The sequence below is a fragment of the Asanoa ferruginea genome, from assembly GCF_003387075.1.
GTDB classification, from domain to species: domain Bacteria; phylum Actinomycetota; class Actinomycetes; order Mycobacteriales; family Micromonosporaceae; genus Asanoa; species Asanoa ferruginea.
In genome coordinates this window covers 4,094,748-4,120,766 of record NZ_QUMQ01000001.1, presented here as the reverse complement: position 1 = coordinate 4,120,766, position 26,019 = coordinate 4,094,748, and the positions used below count along the sequence as shown (strand labels likewise).

Below are 26,019 nucleotides of genomic sequence, written 5' to 3'. Positions count from 1 at the left end.
GGCACACTGTCCCGATGTCACTCTTCCGGGCGACCGCCCGACGCCTCGGACCCACCCGGTTCCTATCCCGGGTGGGTCCGTTGCTCGTACCCCTGGATCGGATCGTCAGCCGGCTCACCCGCGGCCGCGTGGTGGCGCTGGGCCTGATCCCGTCGGGGTTACTCAGCACCCGCGGGCGCCGCACTGGCCAGCGGCGCGACAACCCGCTGCTGTGCCTGCCCGACGGCGACGGCTACGTCGTGATCGGCTCGAACTGGGGCCGCCCCGCACAGCCGGCGTGGGTGCTCAACCTGCTGGCCGACTCCTCCGCCACGCTGACCCTGGGCGGCTCGGCGGTTCCGGTCAAGGCGCGGCTCCTCTCCGGCGACGAGCGGGCCGCGCAGTGGGCCCGGCTGGTCGCGGTGTGGCCGGGCTACGCGGCCTACCAGAAGCGGGCCGGGGGTCGGCAGCTCCACATATTCCGGCTCGACCGCGTCTGACCCTCCTCCGGTGTACCGGCATCGTGCCATCGCGGCGCCTCGCACGAGCTTCTCGCTGGGAGCGCATCCACCCTGGTTCGTATGACGTTCCATTGGATCGGCCCCACCTGAGGCGACACAATGACGGCCGTGAGCGACGAGCCGAACCCCTACCTGGCAAACCCGCGCTGGGTGGTGGCCGAGCTGGTAGCTGACGCGGCCCGCCGGCGCTATCCGGCTGACATCCTCGCGATCGGCGTGCACGGCTCACTCGCGCACGGCAACGACACCGACACCAGCGACGTCGACTTGGTCGTCGTCACCTACAAGCAGGGCGCCGGCCCCCGCCCGGTCACCCGCCGCGTCGACGGAGTGCTGGTCGACCTGGGCGTGGTCGGCGCCGACGAATACATACGCCACGCCCGAACGCTCTCGACCTCATGGCCGTTGGCTGCAGACCGTTACGTCACCACGAAGGCGATCCACGACCCGTCGGCGTGGTTGGAAAAACTCCGCGACGTCCATCTGGGCCGGCTGGCCGAGGCCCGCACGGCCGAGTTCACGGCGCTGGCCCGGGAGGCCTGGTGCCGGGGCGCGTCGGCACACGCCCGGGCCACCCGGCTGGCCGCCTGGTATGAAACGGACACGGCCCTGGTCATGCTGGCCGAAGCCCGCCTAGCGGCCGCGACGGTGGTGGGCCTGCTGACCCGCACCTATTTCCGCAACGGCGCCGACGCGGTCCGCCGCACCGGAGTGGCCAGCGCCGACCTGACCGAACTGGGCACAATCCTCCGCGACCAGGCAAAAGACCTGTCCGACCGCGGCCGCCCGGTAGACGGCACAGTCAGCGACCTCTTCGACCGCTAGCTCCTTGCCGGACGGTCTTTCTCGGTCGGGCGCGGGCGTCGACCAGTGATCGTTTGCATCTGACCAGCACAGAGACGTCGCCATTGCTTGATCATGTGCAGCTCATCAACCATCAGCGCCGCGTGTCATGCAGACGCCGCACACATGTTCATGGCCGGCACCCCAAATCATGCAGATCCGACACACATGATCAAGGAATCCAACGCCGCAGCCGTCGGCTGCCCCCTGACCCAGGAGATCTAGGAAAAATCTGGTAGCTATGGCTACCAGATTTTTCCTAGATCTCGGGTGGGTTGGGTCCGAACGGCGCGGCGCGCGGCGACACGCCGGCGCGAGCCGCTTGGGGCGAAGCGGCCACTGCGTGGGCGCATCGGGACGGAATGCCGGCGGCGTTGCACTGGCGGGCGATGACTGGGGGTTGGCGCTGTGGAAGGCGGAAGCCGCGCTTCGCCTCAGCCTTATGCAGAAACCACACACAGACCCGCACTGTCGGGGCGGATCTCCTCGTCGGGCGTAGACCAATGACCAGGATCTCCGGATGGGGACAAGGTGGAGCGCCCAGCTGGACGAACGACCTTGTCCCCATCCGGAGATCCTGGTGCCCTAAGCGAAGCCCGACGAGGAGATCCGCCCCCACGGGCTGGCATCTCTTTAGAGCGGCCGGGTCCGGGGCAGCGCCCCGGTGGGGTCCGGGGCAAAGCCCCGAAAACCCAACCGCGGATCAGGCAAACGAAGCCATCCCCCATGGGCCGGCGCAGCGCCCCAGTGCGGCAGCGCCGCGGTGAGGTCCGGGGCAGCGCCGCAGTGGGGTCCGGCGCAGCGCCCCGGTCGGGCCGGCGCAGCGCCGCGGTTGGGTCCGGGGGGCAGTGCCCACGGGTCCGAGGGCGTCGCCCCGCCCCGGGTCCGGGGGCAGCGCCGCGGTCGAGCCGGCGCAGCGCCCCAGTGCGGCAGCGCCGCGGTGAGGTCCGGCGCAGCGCCGCAGTGGGATCCGGCGCAGCGCCCCGGTCGGGCCTGCGCAGCGCCCCGGTTGGGTCCGGGGGGCGGGGGGCAGTGCCCCCCGGTCCGAGGGCATCGCCCCGCCCCGGGTCCGGGGGCATCGCCCCGCCCGGGTCCGCAGCGCTGCGCCGCGGTCGAGCCGGCGCAGCGCTGCGGTGGGGTCTGGGCGGGGCCCACTTGGGGCAGCGCCCCAGTCGAGCCGGCGCCCCGGTGGGGCCCGGGTTCCGCACCCCGCCGGGCGTCCGGCGCAGTGCCCGCCCAGGGTCCGGAGGCAGCGCCCCGGTGGAGCCGGCGCCCGGGCGGGCCCGGTACAGCGCCCCGCCGGCGTCCCGGGACAGCGCCGCCCCGGTCCGGGTAGCGCCTTGGTCGAGCCGGCGCAGCGCCGCAGTGGGGTCCGGGGCAGGGACCCCGCTGGGGCAGGGCGCCGGTCGAGCTGGCGCCCCGGCGGGCCCGGTACAGCGCCCCGCCGGCGTCCCGGGACAGCGCCGCCCCGGTCCGGGCAGCGCCTTGGTCGAGCCGGCGCAGCGCCGCAGTGGGGTCCGGGGCAGGGACCCCGCTGGGGCAGGGCGCCGGTCGAGCTGGCGCCCCGGCGGGCCCGGGGCAGCGCCCCGCGGGCGTCCGGCGCCGGCGCCCCGCCCGGGTCCAGGGGCAGCGCCACCCGGGTCCAGGGGCAGCGTCACCCGGGTCCAGGGGCAGCGTCACCCGGGTCCAGGGGCAGCGTCACCCGGGTCCAGGGGCAGCGCCCCGCCCGGGTTTAGGGGCAGCGCCCCGCGGGCGTCCGGGGCCGGCGCCCCGCCCGGGTCCAGGGGCCGCGCCACCCGGGTCCAGGGGCAGCGCCACCCGGGTCCAGGGGCAGCACCCCGCCCGGGTCCGGAGGCAACGCCCCGGTCGGGCGGGCGCAGCGCCCGGTTTGCGGGCGCCCCCTGAAAGGGCCCCAGCTGAATCCATGGGGCAAAGCCCCAATCAGCCCATGGGGCAAAGCCCCAATCCGACCCAGGAGCCAACGCCCTACGCGGCTCCCATGCGGCAACACCCAGGAAAGGGGCAAGGGGCGAAGCCCCAAACCAAACCACGGACCCGGCAAGCGAAGCGAAGGCGGAGCGATCCCCGGCGGGAGCAACGGTCGCCCCCACGACGGACCCGGGACCAGATCGAGACCTACTCCGGCGAGAGCCAGCCCTGATCGCCCAGCCCGGCGATATCAAGAACCCGCCGCACCCGCCGCGACGGGATCACCGACAGCTCCGGAACCCGATCGGTCAGCCGAACCAATGCCTGGATGGCCGCCGAATCGAAGAACGTCACCGCGCGCAGGTCGAGCGTCACCTTCGCGGCCGGCTCGCGGGTCGCGGCCTGGAACATCGCGTCGGCGGTGGCCATGTCGACCTCGCCGGTCACGACCACTCGGCGGTGGTCTGCGTCACCCTCGCTGGTGGCGGAGAAGACGGTCTCCTCTTGATCCACGGCACAACCTTGGCACACCCCTCGGGCCCCGGCAAGCAACCCGTCGGCGTCGCTAATGTGTGAAGCATGGCCGACCGTGCTCAGCTGACCCCCGGCAAGATCTCGCCGTGGCGCCAGGTGCCGCCCTCGATTCCCCGTCCGGAGTATGTCGGGAAGAAAGGGCCTACGCCCTGGCGTGGTTCCAACGTGCAGACGCCGGAGACGATCGAGCGGATGCGGCTCGCCTCCCGGCTCGCCGCGCAGGCCACGCAGCTTGCCGGGGAGCACTGCAAGCCCGGCGTCACCACCGACGAGATCGACAAGGTGGTGCACGAGTTCCTGGTGGATCATGGTGCTTACCCGTCGACGCTGGGTTACAAGGGCTTTCCCAAGTCGTGTTGCACCAGCCTCAATGAAGTCATCTGTCACGGCATCCCCGACAGCACCGTGCTCGAAGACGGCGACATCATCAACGTCGATGTCACCGCCTTCATCGGCGGGGTGCACGGCGACACCGACGCGACCTTCCTGGTCGGCGACGTGGCCGAGGAGGACCGGCTGCTGGTCGAGCGCACCCACGAGGCGATGATGCGGGGGATCAAGGCGGTCGCGACGGGTCGCCAGATCAACGTCATCGGCCGGGTGATCGAGTCCTATGCGAAACGGTTCGGCTACGGCGTGGTGCGCGACTTCACCGGGCACGGCATCGGTGAGGCGTTCCACAGCGGGCTCTATGTGCCGCACTACGACAGCCCCCGGCCGACCGACCTGATGGAGCCGGGGATGACCTTCACGATCGAGCCGATGATCACGCTGGGCACCTACGAATACGACATGTGGGACGACGGCTGGACCGTCGTCACGAAGGACCGCAAGTGGACCGCTCAGTTCGAGCACACGATCGTGGTAACGGAAGACGGCCACGAGATCCTGACCCTTCCGTGACCGGGCTCGACCGCGAGCTACCCGCACCGCACCACCACGCCGATGTTTCCGGGGGGACCCTGCGCCCCGCGGTCTTCGGCGCCATGGACGGGCTGGTCACCAACATCGCCCTGATCGCCGGCGTGGGCGGCGGCGGGGTCACCTCGCACACCCTCGTACTCACCGGCGTCGCCGGCCTGGTCGCCGGGGCGATCTCGATGGGTCTGGGGGAATACACCAGCGTGCGCAGCCAGAACGAGCAGGTCCGCGCCGAGGTGGCCAAAGAGCGGCTCGAACTGGAACGGCACCCCGAGGCCGAGGCCCGCGAGTTGGCCAACGCCTGGATCCGCCGCGGCCTCCCCCGCGAACTGGCCACCCAGGTCGCCGAGGTGCTGCGCGACAACCCGCGCGAGGCGCTGCGGGTGCACGTCCAGGAGGAGATGGGCGTCGACGCCGAAGATCACCCGAGCCCGTGGGCTGCGGCGTTGCTCTCGTTCGTCTTCTTCTCGATCGGCGCGGTCGTACCGCTGATCCCCTACCTGGCCGGCCTGTCCAACCTGTGGGCGGCACTCGGCGCCGGCGGTGCGGGCCTGTTCCTGGCCGGCGCCCTGGTCGCCCGCTTCACCCAGCGGTCGTGGTGGGGCAGCGGCGCCCGCCAACTCGTCCTCGGTGCCGCGGCGGCTGCGGCCACTTACGGGATCGGCACGCTGATCGGCGTCTCCACGACCTGATCGAAGGCCGGCAGCCCGTCGATGCTGGTGGTGTTCTTCGCGCGGCGGTAGTCGGCCAGCGCCGCGTCGTCCTTCCGCTCCGCCCAGCGCACCAACAGGTCACGGTCGCCCTCATAGCTCATGAACGGCACCGAGTAGCCGCACGAGTCACTGATCCGGTCGACGTCGACGGTGATCACGGAACGCAGCCCATGCACATCGGGCGGGTTCGCGAAGTGGGCCAACGCGCTGTCCATGCCCGGATCCCCCACCGGCGTGAACGTTCCCCGCCCGTGCAGCCGGACGATGTTGGGCGGCCCCTCGAACGCGCAGAACATGATCGTGATGCGCCCGTTCTGCCGCAGGTGGGCCAGCGTCTCCGCGCCGCTCCCGTGGAAGTCGAGGTAGGCGACCCGATGCTCGTCGAGCACCGCGAACGTGCCCGCCATGCCCTTCGGCGAGAGGTTGACGTGACCCCCGTCACCGGATGGCGCGGTCGCCACGAAGAACATGTGCTGGGCTTCGATGAAGTCCCGCAGCCGGCCGTCGATCCGCTCGTGCAGCTTGCCCATGGCCCCGATCCTGCCACCGGCGCTCAACCGGAGCGAAGCCGGTTTCAGCTGCTGGAAGCCGTGCGGCCGCCGGAGGCGGCCCCGACCAGCGCCGCGAACAGCCGATGATCCGTGGTGTCCTCCGGATGCCACTGCACCCCGAGCGCGAACCGCAGCGCCGGATCCTCGACCACCTCGATCAGGTTGTCTTCCGGACACCAGCCGGTGGCGGTCAGCTTGCCCGGATCGGCGACACCCTGGTGGTGGAACGAGTTGACCTCGAGCGACTCGCCGAGCAGTTGCCGGGCCAGCGACCCGGGCGCCAGATCAACCCGGTGAAACCCGAACTTCGGCCCCGACGTCGGCCGGTGGTTGTCGTGCCCGAGCACGTCAGGCAGGTGCTGGTGCAGCTTGCCGCCATAGGCGACGGTCATCAACTGCATGCCCCGGCAGATGGCCAGCAGCGGCAGGTCTTTGGCGAGCGCGGCCCGCAGCAGCAGCATCTCGGCGGCGTCGCGCTCGGGCTTGACCTGGGTGGTCGGATGCGCCGCCTCCCCGTAGAGCGCCGGATCGACGTCAGACCCACCGGTGAACACGATCCCGTCGAGCCCGTCAAGGGCATCGATATCGGGCGCGTCGGGGGTGATGAGCACCGCGCGGCCGCCGCTGTTGTGCACCGCCTGCACGTAAGCCAGCGGCAACACGGCGGCGAACGTGTCGTTGAGCCCGAACCTCGCCTCTTCGGCGTAGGTGGTCAGGCCGATCACGGGCCGAGACATGCGCTCACTCTAGCCGCGCCCCGATCAGATCAAACCCAACATTCTCCGAGGCAAATAACGCGATCAACTTCTCAAGAGCCCAATCGCGGTCCCGGGTCCGCGGTGGTCCGGACCGTCGCTCCCGCCGGACAAACTCGCTGGCGCATCGAGCCAGGTCCGCGGCACACAACCACGGTGGCCGCGCTCCGCGCGTCTGGGGCGGCAGATCTATCGAATCAGAGATCAACTCGACAGATCTGCCGCCCCAGATCGCTGCGGACGTTGTTCGGGCCGAGGAGCGGGTTAAGCCGTGCCGGCTCGGGCCGCGTCGACCAGGGATTCGAAGATGCGGCGCTCGCCGGACTCTTCCGGGTGCCACTGGACGCCCAGCACGAACGGCTTCGTCGGGTCTTCGACCGCCTCGATGACGCCGTCGTCGGCGCGGGCCGTGATCAGCAGTGACCCCGGATCGGCGACACCCTGGTGGTGGTAGGTGTTGACCTCCACCCGGCCGTCGCCCTCGGGACCGTCACCGGCCACCTCGGCGGCCAGCGAACCCGGCGACAACTGGATGCCGTGCCAGCCATATACACCCGGACCCGGCCGGTGCTTGTCGGAACCGACCACATCCGGCAGGTGCTGGTGCAGCCGGCCACCACAGGTCACCGCCAGCAACTGCATGCCCCGGCAGATGCCGAGCACCGGCAGGTCGGTGCGGAGCGCCGCCTGGAGCAGCACGGACTCGCCGCGGTCGCGGTCTGGTCGGCTGTCGGTGAGCGGGCCGGGCGTCTCGCCGTAGAGGTCGGGTCCGAGGTCTGCGCCGCCCGCGATGATCAGCGCGTCGAGTGCGCGGAGCACGTCGGCGTCGGTGTCATCCGGCGGCAATATCACCGCCCGGGCGCCGGCGGCGGTCACCGCGTCGACGTAGGACTTTCTGATCAAGGCCGCATCCTGGTCGATCCAAATACCCCAAGAAGCGGGTTCTACATAGGACGTGATTCCGACGATAGGTCGCACGTTGGCTGAGAACCTCCTCCCCACAACTTTGCTACCCGGCGACCCGTTCGCCAAACGATCGCTACAGAGGTGTGACGTATGCCCCTGTAATTCCGCCGTCGACGACAAATTGCGCCGCCGTCATGAAGGACGCGTCGTCGCTGGCCAGGAAGGCCACGGCCGCCGCGATCTCCTCCGGCTTGCCGAACCGGCCCATCGGCACGTGCACCAGGCGCCGCGCGGCCCGCTCCGGGTCCTTGGCGAACAGCTCCAGCAGCAGCGGTGTGGCGATCGGCCCGGGGCACAGGGCGTTGACCCGGATCCCCTCACGGGCGAACTGGACGCCCAGCTCACGGGTCATCGCGAGGACACCACCCTTACTGGCGGTGTAGGCGATCTGCGAGGTGGCCGCGCCCATCAGTGCGACGAATGAGGCGGTGTTGATGATCGAGCCCTTGCCCTGCCGCCGCATGTGCGGGATCGCGTACTTGCAGCACAGGTAGACGCTCGTGGTGTTGACCCGGATCACCCGTTCCCAGGCGTCGAGCCCGGTTTCCAGGATGGAATCGTCGTCCGGCGGCGAGATTCCGGCGTTGTTGAACGCGATATCGACCCGGCCATACCTTTCGGCCACGCCGTCGAACAGGTCGCGAACCCCGGCCTCGTCGGCGACGTCGCACAGCACGAACTCACCGCCGACCTCGTCGGCCGCCGCTTTGCCCGCCGTAGCGCCGACGTCGACGCAGACCACCTTCGCGCCCTCGGCGGCGAAGCGGCGGGCGGTGGCCAGCCCGATGCCACTGCCGGCACCGGTGATCACGGCCACCCGGTCTTGGAGCCTGTTCATCGAGCCTCTCAATCTGCAGCGAGGAAGACGTTTTTGACGTCGGTGAAGGAGAGCAGCGCGTCGGGACCGAGTTCGCGGCCGAGCCCGGACTGCTTCATGCCGCCGAACGGGGTCGAGTAACGGACCGACGAGTTGGAGTTGACGGAAAGGTTGCCGGTCTCGACACCGCGGGCCACCCGGATCGCCCGGCCGGTGTCGCGGGTCCAGATCGAGCCGGACAGGCCGTATTCGGTGTCGTTGGCCAGCCGGATCGCGTCGGCCTCGTCGTCGAACGGCAGCACCGAGACCACAGGACCGAAGATCTCCTCGCGCCAGTGCCGGTCGCTGGGCGAGCCGGCGAGCAGAACCGTTGGCGCGTACCAGAATCCGGGTCCTTCTGGCGCACTGCCCGTGAACGCCACCCGCGCGTCGTCATCCACATAGGACGCCACCGACGACCGTTGCGCCGCGGTGATCAGCGGGCCCATCTGCGCCGTCTCCAGCGCCGGATCCTCGACCCGGAACGCCTTGACGGCCGGCTCCAACAGCTCGAGGAACCGGTCGTAGACACCGCGCTCGACCAGGATCCGCGACCGCGCGCAGCAGTCCTGGCCGGCGTTGTCGAAGACCGCGGCGGGCGCACCGGCAGCCGCTTTCGCCAGGTCGGCGTCGGCGAACACGATGTTTGCGCTCTTCCCACCGAGCTCCAGCGTCACCCGCTTGACCTGGTCGGCGCAGCCCCGCATGATCCGCTGCCCGACCTCGGTCGACCCGGTGAAGCACACCTTGCGCACCGCCGGATGGGTGACAAACCGTTCACCGACAAGGGATCCACGCCCGGGTACGACGGTGAAGACACCCCGTGGCAGCCCCGCCTCGAGGGCCAACTCCCCCAGCCGCAGCGCGGTCAGCGGAGTCACCTCGGCCGGCTTGAGCACCACGGTGTTGCCGGCCGCGAGCGCCGGCGCGAAGCCCCACCCGGCGATCGGCATCGGGAAGTTCCACGGCACGATCACGCCGACCACGCCGAGCGGCTCGTGGAACGTCACGTCGAGCCCGCCCGCGACCGGGATCTGCCGGCCCATCAGCCGTTCGGGCGCACCGGCGTAGTAGTCGAGCACGTCGCGGACGTTGCCCGCCTCCCAGCGGGCGTTGCCGATGGTGTGCCCGGAGTTGCGCACCTCCAGCTCGGCGAGCTCTTCGATGTGCGCGTCGACGACGGCGGCGAACCGGCGCAGCAGCCGGGCCCGGTCGGCGGGCGCCATCGCCCGCCACCGCGGGAACGCGGCGTTGGCCCGCTCGATCGCGGCGTCGGTGTCATAGAGACTGCTCGCCGGCACGGTCTCGATCGCCAGCCCGGTTGCCGGGTTGACCAGTTCGGTCACTGTTGTTTCCCCTCCTGGGGTCTGTCCGGTGGACAGGCCCTCATAAGCGCTCGAAGCCGCGGAACAGCTCCCAGTCGGTGACGGCAGCGTCGAAGGCGGCCAGCTCGACCCGGGCCCGGTTGGCATAGTGGTCGACCACGTCGTCGCCGAACGCGGCGCGGGCGATCGCGGAGCCCTCCCAGAGCGCCGCTGCCTCGCGCAGCGCCGAAGGCACCCGGGGCGAGGTCTCGTCGCCGTAGGCGTTGCCGGTGAACTCCGCCTCCAGCGGCAACTCGTTCTCGATGCCGTGGATCGTGCCGGCGACCAGCGCGGCGATGGCCAGGTAGGGATTGACGTCGGCGCCCGGCACCCGGTTTTCCACCCGCATGCCCTGCCCGTGCCCGACCAACCGCAGCGCGCAGGTGCGGTTGTCGCTCCCCCACCGCAACGCGGTCGGCGCGAACGAGCCCGGCTGGTAGCGCTTGTAAGAGTTGATGTTGGGTGCGAAGAGCACGCTGAAGTCGCGCATCGTGGCCAGCAGACCGGCCAGCGCGTGCTGCCCGACTTTTGAGAGGTGGGCCGGCCCGTCACCGAGCATCGCCGACCGGTCGTCGGGCCCGCGCAGCGAGAAGTGCACGTGGCAGGAGTTGCCCTCCCGCGCGTTGGGCTTGGCCATGAAGGTGATCGCCATGCCCTCCTGAGCCGCGATCTCCTTGGCGCCGTTCTTGTAGATCACATGGTGATCGGCGCAGGTCAACGCGTCGGCGTAGCGGAAGGCGATCTCGTGCTGGCCGAGGTTGCACTCGCCCTTGGCACTCTCCGGCACCAGCCCGGCGCCGGCCATCTCGTTGCGGATCCGGCGCAGCAACGGCTCGACCCGCGCGGTGCCCAGCAGCGAGTAGTCGACGTTGTAGAGGTTGGCCGGGGTCATCTCGCGGTAGCCGCGCCGCCAGGCGTCTTCGTAGGAGTCGCGGAAGAGCACGAATTCGAGTTCGGTCCCGGCGTACGCCGTCAGATTGTGCTCGGCCAGCCTTTCGAGCTGGCGCCGCAGGATCTGCCGGGGGCTGGCCACCACGTCGCCGGAGCCGTCGAGCCAGGCGAGGTCGGACAGCAGCAGGGCGGTGCCGGGCTGCCACGGCACGCGGCGCAGGGTGCGGAGGTCGGGCACCATGGCGAAGTCGCCGTAGCCGCGCTCCCAGCTCGACATCGCGTAGCCGTCGACGGTGTTCATGTCGACGTCGACCGCGAGCAGGTAGTTGCAGCCCTCAGCGCCGGACTGGGTGACCTCGTCGAGGAAGAACCGGCCGTGCAGCCGCTTGCCCTGCAGGCGCCCTTCCATGTCGGTGAGCGCGAGCGCGACGGTGTCTATCTCGCCGCCGTCGACGGCCACCGCGAGCTCTTCGAGCGTGAGCGCCGGTTCTCGGGTCATCCTCGCGCCTCCATCAGAAAAGGTCTACTCGTAAACCATTAGGTCGTCAATCATCCGAGCAACCCCCGCAACAGCTCGGCGGTAGCGTCACAGTGCTGCTCCATCGTCGCCCGCGCGGCGAGCCCATCCCCGGCAAGAATCGCGTCGACGACCCGGGCGTGTTGCCGGTCGGAGTGGTCCAGGTTCTTCTTGATGACGGGGATGCTCGCGAGCAGCCCATCAAGGGTGAGCTGCACATCCGCGACGGCGGCGGCCAGCGAAGGACTGCCACTGGCGGCGGCGATGGCCAGATGCAGCCGCGAGTCGGCAACCCGCCGGGTGGCCGGGTCCCGGTCACGCGAGGCGCCCAGGCAGGCGACAAGATGCTGCCGATCAACGGCGGCGAGGGTACGCGTGGCCGCCAGCCCCGCCGCCCCCGGCTCGAGCACCCGCCGGAAGTCCAGCGCGTCATGGAGGGCGTCCCCCATCTGCCGCGCAAGCTCAGCCGCGTCGCCCTTGGGCTGGGGTTTCGGCCCCTTGTCAACCTCGGCCGTGGTCACCGGCGAGATGACGAAGGTGCCGCCGGTCCGCCCGCGCCGGGACTCGAGATAACCGGCCTCCCGCAGTGCTCGAATCGCCTCGCGAAGAGTGACCCGGCTGACCTGAAGGCGCTCGGCGAGTTCCCTCTCCGCCGGCAGCCGATCTCCCTCCCCCACCAGCCCGAGCCGGATCGCCTGCGCGAGCCGCGACACGGTGATCTCGAAGGCGTTCCCACCCCGAACCGGCCGCCAGAGCGGCACGCCGGAGACCTTGGCCGCCGCCTGGTTGGCCCGCCGCGCCTGCCGGCCAGGCACGGCAACAACCGCGGTCCCGCCGGCTGCCTTAGCGGCAGCGGCCACCCGCCCCGCAGCCGCTGCGCCTGCCTTGCGGCCCGAAGCCGTTGCCGCCGCCGTGCGGTCTGACGCTAGCTCCGCCGCCTTGCGGCCCGATGCCGACGCAACCGCCGCGCCGCCCGACACCGCCTCCGCCGCCTTGCGGCCCGAAGCCGACGCAACCGCCGCGCGGCCCGAATCGGGTGCAGCCGCCTTGTTGGGTTTGCGGCCTCGTGCGCGCGGCGGTGGCGCCGCGGTCAGTCCCGCGTCCCGGCCGCCAGAGAGGTCGGGGGGTGGGGGTTCGTCGGGCGCGGTGGGGGGTGGGTCGGCCGCGGCCGGACGCGGGACCCGCACCCGCTTCCGGGCGGCGTCGGTGGGCATTGGTGCGTACCCCCAATGGGATGTGGCCTGTCTCCCGTGACCGGCGCTGTGCCGGCCACGGGAGAGCAGCAGGCCCAAGGGTCAGGGTGTGTTCGCCACGTCGGGAGCGACGCCCTGTTCCTCGATCGTACGGCGAGGGCCGGTGAACCAATGCCGCGCCGAGATTCGCCACCACAGCCAGACCGCCAGGAGCACGCCGCCGATGGCCAGTGGGGCGTAGTTGACTGCGCTCCAGGTGAAGTCGTCGCTGAACGGGACCGCGGCCGGGGTGAACGGCATGATGAAGTAGATCGAGATGATCGCGATCTCGATCACCGCGATCCAGCCGAGCACCTTGTATTTGCGGCCGAGCGTCCACGGGCCCGGGCGGAACCGGTCGCCCATCCGCAGGCGCAGCGCGATCGGGATCAGGAACGCCAGGTAGAGGCCGATGACCGCGACCGAGACGACCGCGTAGAACGCGACCGGGATGCCGTTGTACTGGTAGAGCGCCGGCAGGGTGAGCACGCCGCCGGCGATGGTGCCGGCGATGATGGCGTACACCGGCGTGCCGTTGCGGTCGACCTTCGACCACAGCCGCCAGCCGGGGACCGCGCGGTCGCGGCTGAATGCGTAGGTCATCCGGGACATCGACGTCACGCAGCTCATGCCGCAGAAGAACTGGCCGATGGTCGAGATGACGATGACGATCTTGAACATCACCGGGGTGAGCGCGGTCTCGAAGATGGCGCCCGAGAAGCCGCCCGCCTTGTTGATCGCGTCGACGTCGGTCGCCGCGAACAGGAAGGCCAGCAGCAGGATCCAGCCGCCGATCGCCGAGTAGAAGATCGACTGCCACAGGCCGCGCGCCGCCGCGTGTGAGGCGCCGCGGGTTTCCTCCGAGACGTGCGCACAAGCATCGAAACCGGTGATGGTGTACTGCGTCAGCAGGAACCCGAGCGGCAGGATGAAGAACCAGAACATCAAGCCGTTGTGGTCGCCGTTGCCGAAGCCCGAGTTGTTGAAGCGTTCGGTGAATACGAACTGGAAGCTCTGGTGGTGGTCGGGCACGATGATCAGGATCAGCACCACCGCGGCCGCGCCGGCGACGTGCCACCAGACCGAGATGTTCTGGAGTACGTCGATGATGGCGTGGCCATAGATGTTGATGATGCCGTGCAGCGCCAGGATGATCACGAAGAGCAGGAACGCCTGGTTGAGCGTGCCGGCCCAGCCGTCGAAGAGCGCCGACAGGGTCAGGTTGAGGAAGGTCGCGCAGCCGTAGTCGACCGACGCCGTGACCGCGACCAGGCCGACCAGGTTGAGCCAGCCGGTGAACCAGCCGTGCACCGGCTTGCCCATCGTCGCGGCCCACCAGTAGATGCCACCGGCGGTCGGGTAGGCCGAGACGAGCTCCGACATGCAGAACCCGATGATCAGGATGAAGATCGAGATCAGTGGCCAGCCCCACGAGATCGCGACCGGGCCACCGTTGTTCCAGGCCTGGCCGAAGGTGGTGAAACAGCCGGCCAGGATCGAGATGATCGAGAACGAGATGGCGAAGTTGGAGAATCCGCTCCATTTCCGCCGTAGTTCCTGCTTGTAGCCGAGTTCCGCGAGCCGCTGGGCGTCATCGTCCAGTGGCTGCTCACCCGTGGCGGGCGACGTGGTCGTCACTGCAACACCTCCCGGAGGTGGTCAGGGGTTGGCCGGGCGACCCGCGGCGGTGTCGATCAGACGGCCCAGATCGGGTGCGTCGAGATCGGACGTCGCGCGGGCCCACTTGTCGGCCGCTTCGTTCCAGTAGTCGAACGTCGAACCGGGCGCCCGGAGCAGGCCATGGTGCACCGAGAACCAGAGCGTCCAGGTGACGTTGGACAGGATCAGGTTGAGCCGGACCCGCGCGATAAGTGCGGACACGGTCTCCGTTCCGAAGTACGCGGCCGCGAGCGCCGCCGTCTGGTCGGGGTCGAAGTCGGCCTCGGCCGCTATGTCGCCCAGCTCGAAAGCCGGGTCGTTGTTGCCGGACAGTTGGTAGTCGATGATGCGGACCTCGCCGGCCAGGTCGATGAAGTTCTCCGGCAGCAGGTCGTTGTGGCACGGCCGGGCCCGCAGTGGCCAGAGCGACAGGTTCGTCGCGATCAGGTCCACGATGGACTGCCGTTCGTGGTAGCCGTCCGGCACCCGCAGGCCGTGCCGGACGCAGACGTCGAGCAATTCCCGCCGCTTGGCGAGGATGTCGAAGTCGTTGGCGAACGCCGGCCCCGCGTGCAACCGCCGGCAGGCGGCCGCGATCCGCTTGATGCCGGCCGGGTCGCGCACGTCGGTCGCGTGCAGGGTGCGGCCCGGCAGGAACTCGAGCACGAGCGCCGGCACCTCAGGCAACACCTCGATCACCCGGGCGCCGGCACCGCTGTCGGCCGCCCGCGAGGTGTTGTCGATCTCCTGCTCCGGCGGGATGCCGAGGCCCGCCGCGGAAACCGCCGGATCGAGCACCCGCAGCAGATAGCTGCGGCCGCCGGTGTCGATCCGCCAGATGTGGTGTGAAAGGCCGCCGTCGATCGGCGTGGCACGCACCGCGCGCCCGGCGAACAGCGAGACGCGCCGCAGCACGTCGTCGACCTCGGGTCGGTCCGCCATCCGCATGCACGCCTCCGCATGCCGTTTCTTAGGCGGGAGTGTCGACCTGTGTGATCACATCGGTCAATACTCACGAGGATAGAAATTCACTGACCGGACAGCCGATTTGGTCTTACCTTTTGGGTGGTAGGAACTCACCTGTGCGGACCGAAGCGCAGGTCGTGATCATCGGTGGCGGGGTCGCGGGCTGCAGCATCGCCTACCACCTCGCCCGCCTCGGCTGGACCGACGTGCTGCTCGTCGAGCAGCACGACCTGACCGAGGGCACCACCTGGCACTCGGCCGGCTTCGTCGGCCAACTCCGCTCGACGATCAGCCAGACCCGCATGATCATGTATTCGTCGGGCCTCTACGCGGAACTCGCCGACCAGACCGGGCTCGATCCTGGTTGGCGCGGCGTCGGCGGCGTGCGCCTGGCGACCACTCCCGAGCGCGAGGAGGAGCTGCTGCGGCAGGCGTCGTCGGCGACGACCTACGGCCTGGAGATGGAGTTGCTCTCCCCCGCCGCGCTGGCGTCCCGAATGCCGATGCTCGACGTCTCCGACGTCCGGTTGGCGGGGTGGCTGCCCGGCGACGGCTATCTGCGGCCCGACGCGCTGGCCGGGGCACTCGCCGCCGGGGCTCGTTCGCTTGGTGTCACCTTCGCGACCAGCACGACGGTGACCGGCATCGAGGTGGTCGACGGCCGGGTCCGGGCGGTCGAGACGTCCGCCGGCCGGGTGGCGACCGAGATCGTGGTCAACGCGGCAGGAGCCGCGGCCGGCCACATCGGCGCGCTCGCGGGTGTTCCGGTGCCGGTCGTGCCGATCAAGCATCAATACGTGGTGAGCTCGCCGCTTCCCTTCGACTCGGTGCCCACGTTGCCGACCGTCCGCGACCCGGACCACATCGTCTACTTCCGTGGCTCCGACGATCCCGAATCCCCGAATGGGCTCTTGATCGGCGGCTACATCCGCACCCCTTCGGTCTGCTGGCCTGCGGCGGGTCCACCGCTTGCGGCACCACGCGCCCTGTTCCCGCCCGAGCTCGACCTGTTCGCCGAGTCGTGGGCGGCCGGCCAACACAGGGTCCCGGCGCTGCGTTCGGCGTCGATTGCCCGCGTCGTCAACGGCGCCGAGGCGTTCACCCCCGACGGCGAGTTCCTCCTCGGCGAGACGGCGACCCGCGGCTTCTGGGTAGCGGCCGGCTTCTGCGTACACGGCCTGGCCGCCGCCGGCGGCGTGGGCAAGGTGATCGCCGAATGGATCGTCGACGGCCAACCGGAATACGACGTGTCCCATATGGACATTCGCCGCTTCGGCCGGCACGCCGCGAGCCGCTCCTGGGCAACCGAGAAGGCGCTCGACGCCTACTCCCGCTACTACGACGTGGTCTACCCGCACACCGAGTGGACGGCCGGCCGCCCGTTGCGCCGCTCCGCGATCTGGCCCCGCACCGGCGACGCCGCGCTCGGCGAGAAGGCCGGCTGGGAACGGGTCAACTGGTTCCCCGCGCGGCCCGACGACCCGACCGCGGCCCGCCCCGGCGGCTGGGCCGGCCGCACCTGGTCACCGGCGATCGCCGCGGAGTGCCAGGCGACCGCGTCGGCCGCGGGCCTGTTCGACCAGTCCTCGTTCGCGAAGCTCGACGTGCGCGGCGCCGGCGCGCTCCCGTTCCTGCAATGGATGTGCGCCAACGACGTCGACCGCCCGCCCGGCGGGGTCGTCTACACCCAATTGCTCAACACCCGCGCCGGCATCGAGGCCGACCTGACCGTGACCCGGCTGGCCGACAACCATTTCCGCGTCGTGACCAGCACCGCTTCGGGGGTACGCGACGCCGCCTGGCTGCGCCGCCACGCTCCCGCCGACGTGGTGATCGACGACGTAACGGGCGCCTACGGCTGTTTGTGCCTGTGGGGCCCGGCGTCCGCCGACATCGTCGCGCCGCTGGTCGGCGGAGATCTCGACGCCCGTTTCATGCGGGCCAGCCAGGTCACCCTGGGACCGGTGCCGGTGCTGGCCCAGCGGGTCACCTTCGTCGGCGAGTTCGGCTGGGAGTTCTACGCGAGCACCGAATACCTGCTGACCCTGTGGGACCTGCTGGTGGCGGCCGGTGAGGAGCATGGGCTCCGGCCGGCGGGCTATCGCGCGATCGAGTCGATGCGGCTGGAGAAGGGCTACCGGGTCTGGGGCTCCGACATCACACCGGAGACCACGCCCGACGAGGCCGGGTTGTCGTTCGCGGTCCGCGCCGGGAAGTCGTTTCTCGGCAGCGCGGCACTGCTCGCCGCCCGCGCCGACGGACCGCCTTCGCGCCGCCTGCGCTGCCTGGTGCTGGCCGACCCGACCGCGGTCTGCCTCGGCACCGAGCCGGTCCGCGTCGACGGCCGGCCGGTGGGCCGGGTGACCTCGGGCGGCTATGGATACCGGGTGGAAGCCTCGATCGCCTACGCCTACCTGCCCGACGCGGTGCCGGACGGCACCCGGGTCGAGGTCGGCATGTTCGGCCAATGGCAGGCCGCCACCGTGATGCCCGAGCCCTTGTACGACCCGTCGAACAGCCGGGTCCGCTCCCCTGCCGCGCCTGCGAAGGACAGGGGTCAGCCCGGTCGGTGATCAGCGGCCGCCAGCTGGGCTGGGGACAACGGGGACCGTGACCCGGTCCCGGCCGGCCGCTGGTCCCGGCCGCCGCCGGGTCGCGGCCCTCCGCCGGTCCCGGCCCGTCGCCAGTCACAGGCCATCGCTAGTCGCGGCCCACCGCCGGTCACGGCCCACCGGTCGTGCAGCACGTCGGACCCCGCGGTCGACGCCGACGCACTCGCCGCCTCGGCCCCGCGGCGGTCGACGAGTTGGCCGATTCGCTTCGCACAGCGGCCAACAATCACACCGTGGTCTCCACCGATGGCGTCACCTCCTCCTCGGCGTCGGGAATCGGTTCGCCGGCCAGCCTGCGCAACGGCGAGAACCACGCGACCACCACGCCGATCCCGGTGATCCCCGCCGTCGCGATGATGGCCGTGCGCGGGCTCGAGGCCTCCGAGACAAGCCCACCGAGCAGCGCACCCACCGGCCAGCCAACCCCGAACGACGCCATCCGCCCGGCGGTGTTGACCCGGCTCTGCAGCCGGTCTGGCGTCACCCGTTGGCGCAAGGTGATCGAGTTGAGGATGACAATCGAGTAGACCACCGCCCACAGCGTCAGCATCAGCGCCGCCACCATCCAGTTGGTGGACAGACCGCAAGCCACTCCGAACGCGGCCGACAGCGGCAGGAACCACAGCGTCACCCGCGGCTCGCCCATCCGCCGCGCCAGCCGCGGGAAAAGCACGGCCGCGACGATGCCGCCCGCGCCCCACACCCCATACATCACACCGAGGCGGGCGTCGTTGGTCGGCCGCACACCGAGCGTCTGGTCGAGCCACGGCACGAACTGGCCCATGAAGGCGCCACCGGTCATCGACTGGAGGCACCCGACAATGGTCTGGGTGCGCACGATGGGCTGCCGGCTCAGGAACACGACGCCCTCGCGGATGTCGCGCAGCAGGCTCGACGGCGCCAGCACCGCCGAACTCTGCAAGGGCACGCCGATCGCCCGCACCAGCAGCGCCGAGGCCGCGAACGAGACCGCGTCGACGAGCAGCAGCGGGGCCGGCGCGGTCAGCGTCAGCAGCACGCCGGCCACGCCCGGCACGATCAGCTCCAGCACCGTGCTGCCGCCGTGCACGGCCGAGTTGGCGGCGGCGATGCGGCCGCGGCCGACCAGGGCCGGCAGGGCACCGAAGTTGGCCGCGTCGAAGAAGACGAACAGGATCTGGGTCAGGAACGCGACCACCAGGACGTGTGGCGCGGTGAGCACACCGAACGCGTAGGCGGCCGGGATCGAGCCGAGCACCACCCCGTTGGCCAGGTCGGCGACGACCATCACCCGGCGCCGGTCGAGGCGGTCGGCCAAGGCGCCCGCGAACAGGCCCAAGCACAGGTAAGGCAGGCCCTCGGCGACGACCACGAATGCCGTCCACAGGCTCGACCCGGTCACCGAGTAGATCAGCACGGGCAGCGCGACGTAGGTGACGAGCGAGCCGGTGACCGACACCATGCGGGCCGCCCAGTAGCGGCGGAAGTCGGGTTCGGCGAGGAGGCTCACGCGGACATCATGCCGGCCGGCACCGACAAATACGTTGCCGCGTCGATCCGCATACCGCATGCTTGATCTCAGGTCAAGAGGGCCACCAAAGACACCGCGCACTCGGCACGCGCGTGCGCACCGGTGCGATTCACCTCTCTCATCGCACCGGCGCGAAGGCGACGGGCGGGCGCGCACACCTTGGCGCCCGCCTGCTCGTCACCCGGCCGGCATCTCCGCCGAGCGCAGCAGCGCGGTGATCGCGGCGGGCGCCGCCGGCGTCCCGAAATGCAGCCCCTGACCGCTGTCGCAGCCCAGCGCCGTCAACCGTTCGACCTGTTCCAGCGACTCGACCGACTCGGCGGTGACCGACAGCCCCAGCGCGTGGGCGAGTCGCACCAGCGCGTCAACGATCCGCTCGGCTACCACGCTCGCCGGGTCGTGCGCGCGCATCCCGTCGACGAACGGCCCGGCCAGCTTCAGCGTGTGGATCGGCAACTGCCGCAGGTAGGCCAGGTTGGAATAGCCTGTGCCGAAGTCGTCGATGGCCAGCCGCACGCCGGTGTTGGCCAGCCGCCGCAAGGCGCGCACCGGCTCGCCGCTAGTTGCCATCACCGCGCTCTCGGTGAGCTCGAGTTGGAGCAGGTCGGCCGGCAACCCGCTGACCCGCAGCGCCTCGGCCACCTGGTCGACGATGTCCGGAGCGCTGGCCTGGCGGGCCGACAGGTTGACGCTGACCATCATCCGGGCCCGCGGGAACTCGGTGTGCCACCGGCCGGCCTCGATGCAGGAGCGTTCGAGCACCCACTGGCCCAGCCGGCCGATCAGCCCGGTCTCCTCGGCCAGCCCGATGAACTGGTCGGGCGGCAGCAGCCCGAGCGTCGGGTGCTGCCAGCGGACGAGCGCTTCGACCGCGCCGAGCGTGCCGTCGTGCAGCGAGACGATGGGCTGGTATTCGACGACGAACTCGCCGCGGCGCAGCGCCGCCGGCAACGCGGCCACCAGCGCGGTGCTGGTCGCCTCGCGGGCCGCCCGCTCGGGGTCGTAGCGGGCCCAGCGACCGCGGCCACCCTCGGCCTTGGCCCAGTAGAGGGTGGTGTCGGCGGCCTTCATCAGGTCGGTCGCCCCGCCATCGCTGACGAACCGGTCGACGATGCCGACGCTCGCGGAGACGGAGAGCTGGTGTGCTCCGATGTAGACAGGCTCGGCGACCGCGCGCAGCGAGGTCTCGGCCACCTCGACCGCGGTGCCGTCTTCGTCGACGTCGGCGACCAGGATGACGAATTCGTCGCCGCCCATCCGCGCCACCAGGTGCCCGGCGCCGGCGACCGCCTCGGCGAGCCGGCGGGCGACGACGATGAGCAGCTTGTCGCCGACGTCGTGGCCCAGCGTGTCGTTGATGGCCTTGAAGCCGTCGAGGTCGAGGAAGCAGACGCCGACCCGGCGGTTGTGCTCCGGGTCCTGCATGACGGTTTCCAGCCGCTCGAAGAAGAGCGTGCGGTTGGGCAGGCCGGTCAGCGGGTCATGCAAGGCCTGGAACCGCAGGCGTTGCTGCAACGCGTATCGCTCGGTGATGTCCTGGACCATCGCCACCGTGAAGCGGGGCCGCCCGTCGTCGTGCCGGATCAGGCTGACCGCGAGGTCGGTCCACAGCTCGCTGCCGTCCTTGCGGAAGTAGCGCTTCTCCAGGCGTACGCGATCGCGTTTGCCCTCAATGAGCTCCTCGTAGAGTCCCCACATGTCAGGGCCGTCTTCGGCGTGGAACAGCACGCTCACGTTGATCTCGCGCATCTCGTCGCGCGAGTAGCCGAGCATGTCGGCGAACGACTGGTTGACGTCGACGACCTGGCCGGAGAGGTCGGCGATGCCGATGCCGATCGCGGCGCCGCTGAAGACCGCGCGGAACCGCGCCTCGCTGTCGCGCAGCGCCTGCTCCGCCTCGTTGCGCGCCTCCCAGGCCGACCGGCTGATCCGTTCCTGCTGTGCGAACGTGCGGTCGCGCAGCGCCCACGCGAAGCTCTCGGCCAGGGCCGCCTGCACGTCGGCGATCCGGGCCGCCAGGTCGGGCAGGTCGAGGCCGGGAATGACGTCGCCGACCAGGTGTTCGGCGACGGCCTTCACCGACCAGCCCAGCGTTTCGGGCTCCGTCAGGTTGGCCTCGACCAGCGCCCGGCCCACCTCGCGGGCCGGTTCGGCGCTGAACTCGTCGGCCGCGAGAGCCTCCGCGAGCCGCACCGCGTGCGCCGCCAGCAGCCGCTCGACCTGGTCCGACGACATCGGCACGTAGGCCCGCTGGCCGACCGCTCGCGCCCATCGCCTGGCGTAGCGGTGTGCGCCCGGGGTGCTGACCTCCGCAGCGGAGAGTGCCATTGCTAGCCCGCGACCGGCTTTCGGCCCACCCCGCCGAAGGCGCCGAACCGCTCGGGGTGGTCGTCGACGTCGTCGGCCGAGTCTGGCCGCCACAGTGGCATGTGGACGATGCCGGGCTCGAGCAGCTCGAACTCGCCGAAGAACGCGGTCACCTGGGCCTTCGACCGCAGCGTGATCTCGGTCGCAGTGCGCGCCGACAGCTTCTGCGCGTCGAGCATCTCCTGCGGCTGGTCCTCATAGGTCGAATGGGACACGACCAGGAAGCTGCCCGCCGGCACCGCATCCCGCAGGGCGGCCATCAGAAGATCAGGATCATCATCATCGGGTACGAAGTGGACGACGCCGGCCAGCAGCACACCGACCGGCTTGGCGAAGTCGATGAGGCCGGTGGCGCGCGCCTCGCTCAGAATGTGCTCGGGGTCGCGCATGTCGGCCTGGATGACCGCGGTGCGCGCATTTCCCTCCAAGATGGAGCGACTGTGCGCGACGGCGACCGGATCGATGTCGACGTACACGATGCGGGCCTCGGGGTTGATTTCCTGCGCCACCTCGTGCACGTTGCCGACGGTCGGAATGCCGGAGCCGATGTCGAGGAACTGGTCGACCCCGAGGCGGCTGAGTTCGGCGACCGCGCGGCGCAGGAAGGCCCGGCCGGCGCGCATCGTGTCGGCCAGGTTGGGTGTCATCGCCGCGATCTGCTCGGCGAGTTGCCGGTCGATCTCGAAGTTGTGCGCCCCACCCAGGAAGTAGTCGTAGACCCGCGCTGCGCTGGGGCGGGTGAGATCGACCTCCGTCGGTAGCGCCCTCGACTGTTCCATCGTCCGCCTTCGTTCGATGTCGCTGGGGCTCATGGTCGCGCCCGAGCATACTTCTCCGCACGGCGGTGCGGGGCGACCCGCGTCGTACCCCCTATTTTGCGCCTTCACTCGCCGGCACCGGCTCCTTCGCGGGGCCCGCGGTGGCCGTCGACGAGGGCAGTTGCTCGAAGAGCATGCCGGCCTGGTGCGCGAGCGCGCCGACCACGGCGGGCACCACCGGCAGGATCCAGTCGGCGATGATGCCCGTGTGCGGGAGGTTCAGGATCAGAACCGCCGCGGCGGCGCCGCCGAACCCGTGCACGAGACCGCGCCAGGCGGCCCGGCCGGTCTGCGCGACGGCGGCGATGCGCGCGGCGCGCCCGGTGAGGTTGGGGAAGCTGGTGAGGGCGCGGGCGTCGCGGCGGCCGAAGTTGAGACCGGTGACGCCGGCGGTGACCGACGTGGCGCCGACGACGGCCGGCAACAGGTCGCGGGTCATCATGTAGAGCACGAGGAAGGTGGCCACGCCGATCCCGACGGCGATGCCGGCGCGCTTCCACTCACGCTTGTCGCCGGGATACCAGTAGTACTTGGTCGTGCCCTCGGAGACCTTCTTCTCGATCCTGCCCACCGAGGACCTCCAGTGACGTTTGGTGGTTGCTCCGTCACGTAGCGTAGGTCTTCGGGTGAATCCGGCATTCGGGCAATAACCGAATGATCCCAAATTCTGGGATACTAGAAAAGCACTGTCGCGAACTCGCCGACCGGGCGGAAACCACAGCGGGCGTACGCGCGTCGCGCCGGTTGGTTGTAGTCGTTGACGTAGAGGCTGACCGTCGGTGCGACCCGGCGCAGCGCGTCGCGCATCACCGCGGCGAGCGCGGGGGCGGCGAGACCCTTGCCGCGCCACTCGGGCGCGACCCAGACACCCTGGATCTGCGCGGTGTGCTTGGTGACGACCGCGAGTTCGGCCTTGAAGACCACTTCACCATCGACGAAGCGGGCGTACGCACGGCGCGCGCGCACCAGGTCGGCCACTCGGCGCCGGTATCCGACGCCGCCGTCGTCGAGCAGCGGCGAGACGCCGACCTCCTCGGTGTACATGTCGACCGCGGCCGGGAAGAGTTTGTCGGTCTCCTCGGTGCGGACCACCCGCACGGCCCGGTCGATCGCGAGATCGGGCATCGCGTCGGCGACCAGCAGCGGCTGGTGCGGCCGGATCTCGCGGGCCGGCCCCCACTCGCCGGCGAGCCGGTCCCAGAGGCCGAGCACGGCGTCGGCCCGACCGACGATCGAGGAACAGGTGCGGTCTTCGGCCGCGAGCCGCTCGGCGAAGGCCGCCACCGCGGAGGGGCCGGCGTGGACCGGGGTCAGGTGGCCGCCGAGCCAACAGAGCGCCTCGACGTGCCGGCGCGATCCGTATCCGAACACCCGCCCGTCGGCCCGCCACCACGCCAGCCCGCGGGCAGCGACCCGCTCGGCGACCTGTGCGGCGCCGTAGGGGTCGGTGTCGAGAAGTCGCTCGACCGCCCCGCGCTCGGTCTCGCCGAGTTGTCGGACGGGCACCATCAACACGCTCCCAAGGGTGCCAGATCTGGTTCGATCTCCCAATCTGTGACCCAGGCCACATCGTGTTGTCGGCGATGCATTGCCGATATATCGTCAACGTATCGACAACAGATCGGAGGAGGACCCCATGAGGTTCCAACGAGAAAATCTTCATCGCGGCCATCACGGTGGCCATGACGCACGGATGCGCGGACACGGCTTCCCCGGCGGCGACTTCGGTGGCCCGGGCTGGGGATTCGGCGGCTTCGGCGGTTTCGGCCCCGGTGGTCCCGGTGGCGGTCCCGGCGGTCGGGGGCGTGGCCGTGGCGGGCGTCGGCCCAACGTGCGCGCCGCCCTGCTGGCGCTGCTCACCGAGCGGCCCATGCACGGCTACGAGATGATCCAGGAGCTCGAGCAGCGGACCGGCGGCATGTGGCGGCCGAGCCCGGGTTCGGTCTACCCCACGCTCCAGTTGCTGGAGGACGAGGGCCTGATCATCAGCACCACCGACGGCGGCCGCAAGAACTTCGCGCTGACCGAGGCCGGGCAGGCCGAGGCGACCCAGGCAGCCGAGCAGGCGCCGTGGAGCGCCTTCGAGGCCGCCGGCGCGGTCAACAGCTGGCACGACATCCGCGAAGCGGCGATGGGCACGATGAACGCCCTCCGCCAGGTGCTTCGCAACGGCACCGACGACCAGCGCACCCGCGCGGCCGAGGTGCTCGACGAGGCCCGGCGCAAGCTCTACGCGATCCTGGCCGAAGAGCCTGAGACCCGGTGATCCGGGTTATCCAAGGGCGCCACGGAACCCCGTGGCGCCCTTGCTCTGTCTAGTGGACGGTGACCGTGGCGCCCGCGGCGAACTCGCGGAGCTCCTCGGGGAGTTCGGCGCCCATCTCCTCGGCGAGGCGCAGGGCCTCGCTGATCAGGGTCTCGACGATCTGGTCCTCGGGCACGGTCTTGATGACCTGGCCCCGGACGAAGATCTGGCCCTTGCCGTTGCCGGACGCCACGCCCAGGTCGGCCTCGCGGGCCTCGCCCGGGCCGTTGACGACGCAGCCCATGACGGCGACCCGCAGCGGCACCGGCAGGCCTTCGAGCCCGGCGGTGACCTCTTCGGCGAGCTTGTAGACGTCGACCTGCGCGCGGCCGCAGGACGGGCAGGACACGATCTCCAGGCCGCGCTCACGCAGGCCCAGCGACTCGAGAATCTGCTGGCCGACCTTGACCTCTTCGACCGGCGGCGCCGACAGCGACACCCGGATCGTGTCGCCGATGCCCTCCGCCAGCAGCGCGCCGAAGGCGACCGCCGACTTGATCGTGCCCTGGAACGCCGGGCCGGCCTCGGTCACGCCCAGGTGCAGCGGGTATTCGCACTGCTCGGCGAGCTGCCGGTAGGCCCGGATCATCACGACCGGGTCGTTGTGCTTGACCGAGATCTTGATGTCGCGGAAACCGTGCTCCTCGAACAGCGAGCACTCCCACAGCGCCGACTCGACCAGCGCCTCGGCCGTGGCCTTGCCGTATTTCTGGAGCAGCCGCTTGTCGAGCGACCCGGCGTTGACACCGATCCGGATCGGCACCCCGGCGCCCGAGGCCGCGGCGGCGATCTCCTTGACCTTGTCGTCGAACTGCCGGATGTTGCCCGGGTTGACCCGCACCGCCGCGCAGCCGGCGTCGATCGCGGCGAACACGTAGCGCGGCTGGAAATGGATGTCGGCGATCACCGGGATCTGCGACTTCTTCGCGATGGCGGGCAGCGCCTCGACGTCGTCCTGCGACGGCACCGCCACCCGCACGATCTGGCAGCCCGACGCCGTCAACTCGGCGATCTGCTGCAACGTCGCGTTGACATCGGCGGTCAGGGTGGTCGTCATCGACTGCACCGACACCGGCGCGCCGCCACCGACCGCCACCGAGCCCACCTGGATCTGGCGGCTCTGCCGGCGCGGGGCCAGCGGCGGGGGCGGAACGGCCGGCATGCCGAGACTGATCGCGGTCACGGGAACACTCACCTCGGAACGGTTGTG

The 26,019-nt window shown here is 70.6% G+C and carries 22 protein-coding genes; 6 read left to right on the top strand and 16 right to left on the bottom strand.

From position 1 onward, the window contains the following. Nucleotides 1–14: 14 nt before the first annotated feature. Together DFJ67_RS19315 and DFJ67_RS19310 are read left to right on the top strand one after the other, a co-directional pair. Nucleotides 15–479, top strand: a complete 465-nt coding sequence (locus tag DFJ67_RS19315; RefSeq protein ID WP_116069268.1) for a nitroreductase family deazaflavin-dependent oxidoreductase — start codon at nt 15–17, stop codon at nt 477–479. A 129-nt stretch (nt 480–608) separates the two neighbouring features. Continuing rightward, nucleotides 609–1,325 carry a nucleotidyltransferase domain-containing protein gene (locus DFJ67_RS19310; protein WP_239097328.1) on the top strand — a complete coding sequence of 239 codons (717 nt, stop codon included), beginning with the start codon at nt 609–611 and terminating at the stop codon, nt 1,323–1,325. A 2,154-nt stretch (nt 1,326–3,479) separates the two neighbouring features. On the opposite strand, the gene DFJ67_RS19305 is transcribed toward DFJ67_RS19310, so the two are convergent. Further along, the gene (locus tag DFJ67_RS19305) at nt 3,480–3,785 is read right to left on the bottom strand and encodes an STAS domain-containing protein (protein WP_116069266.1); all 306 of its coding nucleotides are present in this window, start codon (nt 3,783–3,785) and stop codon (nt 3,480–3,482) included. A 66-nt stretch (nt 3,786–3,851) separates the two neighbouring features. Between DFJ67_RS19305 and map the strand changes: the two genes are divergently transcribed. Both map and DFJ67_RS19295 read left to right on the top strand, forming a co-directional pair. Further along, the gene (gene map, locus DFJ67_RS19300) at nt 3,852–4,709 is read left to right on the top strand and encodes a type I methionyl aminopeptidase (protein WP_116069265.1); all 858 of its coding nucleotides are present in this window, start codon (nt 3,852–3,854) and stop codon (nt 4,707–4,709) included. An 83-nt stretch (nt 4,710–4,792) separates the two neighbouring features. Then, nucleotides 4,793–5,419: a VIT1/CCC1 transporter family protein gene (locus DFJ67_RS19295; RefSeq protein WP_116076402.1), complete on the top strand. Its 627-nt coding sequence runs from the start codon at nt 4,793–4,795 to the stop codon at nt 5,417–5,419. On the opposite strand, the gene DFJ67_RS19290 is transcribed toward DFJ67_RS19295, so the two are convergent. The 9 genes from DFJ67_RS19290 to DFJ67_RS19250 form a co-directional block, all read right to left on the bottom strand. Continuing rightward, nucleotides 5,380–5,970, bottom strand: coding sequence for a pyridoxamine 5'-phosphate oxidase family protein (locus tag DFJ67_RS19290; protein WP_116069264.1), 591 nt, complete (start codon nt 5,968–5,970; stop codon nt 5,380–5,382). The genes DFJ67_RS19295 and DFJ67_RS19290 overlap by 40 nt on opposite strands. 44 nt (nt 5,971–6,014) lie before the next feature. Continuing rightward, nucleotides 6,015–6,728 (bottom strand): gamma-glutamyl-gamma-aminobutyrate hydrolase family protein, encoded by a 714-nt coding sequence (locus tag DFJ67_RS19285; protein WP_116069263.1) that lies wholly within the window; start codon nt 6,726–6,728, stop codon nt 6,015–6,017. Between the two features lie 282 nt (nt 6,729–7,010). Continuing rightward, nucleotides 7,011–7,724 (bottom strand): gamma-glutamyl-gamma-aminobutyrate hydrolase family protein, encoded by a 714-nt coding sequence (locus tag DFJ67_RS19280; protein WP_116069262.1) that lies wholly within the window; start codon nt 7,722–7,724, stop codon nt 7,011–7,013. Between the two features lie 61 nt (nt 7,725–7,785). Beyond that, entirely contained in the window at nt 7,786–8,550 is a 765-nt protein-coding gene (locus DFJ67_RS19275) for a 3-oxoacyl-ACP reductase (RefSeq protein ID WP_116069261.1), read from the bottom strand. Between the two features lie 8 nt (nt 8,551–8,558). Next, complete coding sequence (locus tag DFJ67_RS19270; RefSeq protein ID WP_116069260.1) at nt 8,559–9,914, bottom strand: aldehyde dehydrogenase family protein; 1,356 nt, start codon at nt 9,912–9,914, stop codon at nt 8,559–8,561. A 40-nt stretch (nt 9,915–9,954) separates the two neighbouring features. Further along, nucleotides 9,955–11,322 (bottom strand): glutamine synthetase family protein, encoded by a 1,368-nt coding sequence (locus DFJ67_RS19265; protein WP_116069259.1) that lies wholly within the window; start codon nt 11,320–11,322, stop codon nt 9,955–9,957. A gap of 50 nt (nt 11,323–11,372) precedes the next feature. Beyond that, nucleotides 11,373–12,554 (bottom strand): FadR/GntR family transcriptional regulator, encoded by a 1,182-nt coding sequence (locus tag DFJ67_RS19260; protein WP_203784302.1) that lies wholly within the window; start codon nt 12,552–12,554, stop codon nt 11,373–11,375. 81 nt (nt 12,555–12,635) lie between these two features. Then, entirely contained in the window at nt 12,636–14,210 is a 1,575-nt protein-coding gene (locus DFJ67_RS19255) for an amino acid permease (protein WP_116069257.1), read from the bottom strand. A gap of 21 nt (nt 14,211–14,231) precedes the next feature. Then, nucleotides 14,232–15,179, bottom strand: a complete 948-nt coding sequence (locus DFJ67_RS19250) for a choline/ethanolamine kinase family protein (protein WP_116069256.1) — start codon at nt 15,177–15,179, stop codon at nt 14,232–14,234. Nucleotides 15,180–15,313: 134 nt separating this feature from the next. Between DFJ67_RS19250 and DFJ67_RS19245 the strand changes: the two genes are divergently transcribed. After that, nucleotides 15,314–17,770 carry a GcvT family protein gene (locus DFJ67_RS19245; protein WP_116069255.1) on the top strand — a complete coding sequence of 819 codons (2,457 nt, stop codon included), beginning with the start codon at nt 15,314–15,316 and terminating at the stop codon, nt 17,768–17,770. A 265-nt stretch (nt 17,771–18,035) separates the two neighbouring features. On the opposite strand, the gene DFJ67_RS19240 is transcribed toward DFJ67_RS19245, so the two are convergent. From DFJ67_RS19240 to DFJ67_RS19220, 5 genes are all read right to left on the bottom strand, one after another. Next, entirely contained in the window at nt 18,036–19,298 is a 1,263-nt protein-coding gene (locus tag DFJ67_RS19240; RefSeq protein ID WP_203784301.1) for an MFS transporter, read from the bottom strand. A gap of 198 nt (nt 19,299–19,496) precedes the next feature. Further along, on the bottom strand, nt 19,497–21,647 hold the full coding sequence (locus DFJ67_RS19235) for a putative bifunctional diguanylate cyclase/phosphodiesterase (protein WP_116069253.1): 2,151 nt from the start codon (nt 21,645–21,647) through the stop codon (nt 19,497–19,499). Nucleotides 21,648–21,649: 2 nt separating this feature from the next. Then, nucleotides 21,650–22,465 carry an SAM-dependent methyltransferase gene (locus DFJ67_RS19230; RefSeq protein ID WP_116069252.1) on the bottom strand — a complete coding sequence of 272 codons (816 nt, stop codon included), beginning with the start codon at nt 22,463–22,465 and terminating at the stop codon, nt 21,650–21,652. Nucleotides 22,466–22,556: 91 nt separating this feature from the next. Continuing rightward, on the bottom strand, nt 22,557–23,075 hold the full coding sequence (locus tag DFJ67_RS19225; RefSeq protein ID WP_116069251.1) for a hypothetical protein: 519 nt from the start codon (nt 23,073–23,075) through the stop codon (nt 22,557–22,559). 104 nt (nt 23,076–23,179) lie between these two features. Further along, a complete protein-coding gene (locus tag DFJ67_RS19220) occupies nt 23,180–24,019 on the bottom strand; it encodes a GNAT family N-acetyltransferase (RefSeq protein WP_116069250.1) in 840 nt (279 codons plus the stop codon). Nucleotides 24,020–24,140: 121 nt separating this feature from the next. On the opposite strand from DFJ67_RS19220, the gene DFJ67_RS19215 reads away from it, so the two are divergent. Beyond that, a complete protein-coding gene (locus DFJ67_RS19215; protein ID WP_116069249.1) occupies nt 24,141–24,770 on the top strand; it encodes a PadR family transcriptional regulator in 630 nt (209 codons plus the stop codon). Nucleotides 24,771–24,819: 49 nt separating this feature from the next. Here the strand turns inward: DFJ67_RS19215 and ispG are convergent, their stop codons facing one another. Then, a complete protein-coding gene (gene ispG / locus DFJ67_RS19210; RefSeq protein ID WP_116069248.1) occupies nt 24,820–25,992 on the bottom strand; it encodes a flavodoxin-dependent (E)-4-hydroxy-3-methylbut-2-enyl-diphosphate synthase in 1,173 nt (390 codons plus the stop codon). Between the last annotated feature and the right edge of the window lie 27 nt (nt 25,993–26,019).